The sequence below is a fragment of the Microcoleus sp. LAD1_D5 genome, assembly GCF_036702115.1.
In the GTDB taxonomy this organism is placed as follows: Bacteria; Cyanobacteriota; Cyanobacteriia; order Cyanobacteriales; family Microcoleaceae; genus Microcoleus.
In genome coordinates this window covers 1-1,412 of record NZ_JAUBSA010000178.1, presented here as the reverse complement: position 1 = coordinate 1,412, position 1,412 = coordinate 1, and the positions used below count along the sequence as shown (strand labels likewise).

Genomic DNA, 1,412 nt, shown 5'->3' with positions numbered 1-1,412 from the left:
CCCAAAATAGCAACCACAATCAAAAATACGGCAATCAAAAGTCCCGCCCGATTATCCGGCACCGCTGGGTTCAAAACCCCCAAATCCGCCCGAGCGCCCACCGTCACAAAGAAGATAGGTACAAATAAATCGGCGATGGGTTTCACCATTTCATCCAACTCCAGGCGGGCATCGCTTTCATCCAACACCAAACCCGCAGCAAACGCACCCAAAATCGCTTCGAGATGAATTGCATTGCCCAGAAAAGCCATGAAGTAGGCAAAAATAAATGCCGGGATGATAATATTGCCGCGAGTTTTGAGTTGAACCACCACCGCCGAGAAAGTTTTGTCGAAGACACCACCCAACAGAATCGAACCTAGCAAAAAAACAGTTGCACTGACAATCAAATAGATGACATTAACAACATCAATCTCACCGGTTTTCGCTAAACTGGCGACAACAGCCAGGACAATAATTCCCAACACATCATCAATCACCGCCGCACCGACAATAATTTGACCTTCTTTAGAGTTCAGTTGTCCTAAATCAGACAACACTTTAGATGTAATTCCAATGCTGGTTGCCGTCAAAGCTGCCCCCGCAAAAATTGCAGGAATTGCCGGAGTGTGGAAAATTATCATCAAGCCCGCAGTACCAGCGGCAAAGGGAACTGCCACACCTACGCAGGCGACAACGGTAGCTTGAATTCCGACTTGCTTGAGTTGTTTGATATCCGACTCTAAGCCAATTTCAAACAGCAGAATAATCACGCCTAATTCAGCCAGCACTGAAATGACTTCACTCTGCGATTCAAACACACTGGTGAGGGCGGCAGGAGACAGATGATTAATCGATTGCAGAACTGTCATAATCCCTGAGTCTGAGGCTGACAGCCCGCTTCCGGGAAAAACGACCAGGTTTAAAGCAGATACGCCAACAATTACCCCTGCTACAAGTTCACCCAGAACCGGCGGAAAATCAAATTTTAGAGCCACTTCCGCGCCGATTTTACTGGCGAGATAAATCACTACCAAACTGAGCAAAACTCCGCTGAGGACGATCGGCGAATTTTCTGCCTCGACTGTTGCTAACAAAGGTATGGGGGCAACTAGGGAGGCTATCCCAGAACTTAAAGCTGTAATTGCATGGTTCAAAAACATGGGTACGATGATGGTAAGAAAGACGATTCTACGCTGACTGTTGACTGTTGATTGTTGACTGTTGACTGTTGACTGTTAACTGTTAACTGTTGACTGTTGACTGTTGATTGTGAGTCGGAAAATTGATAACGGTTACATAATGACTATCAAGCAAAGCTTGAAGAACCCCAATCTGGCGGTACATCCTGCCACCGCCCTTGTCCGACTGCTTGAATTGCTTCTTTTAGCAAGATATCGCCGGTATAAATTGCCCTACCGACGATCGCACTT

General features: G+C 46.5%; 1 protein-coding gene and 1 pseudogene. Both read right to left on the bottom strand.

Translation table 11 applies throughout. The annotated features are described in order from the left end of the window. Window positions 1–1,142, bottom strand: a 1,142-nt coding sequence (locus tag QUA70_RS28415; protein ID WP_333351102.1) for a cation:proton antiporter, incomplete at its 3' end; no start/stop codon positions are given. Between the two features lie 146 nt (window positions 1,143–1,288). Next, window positions 1,289–1,412, bottom strand: a pseudogene (locus QUA70_RS28410) (1-(5-phosphoribosyl)-5-[(5-phosphoribosylamino)methylideneamino]imidazole-4-carboxamide isomerase); the annotation flags it as partial.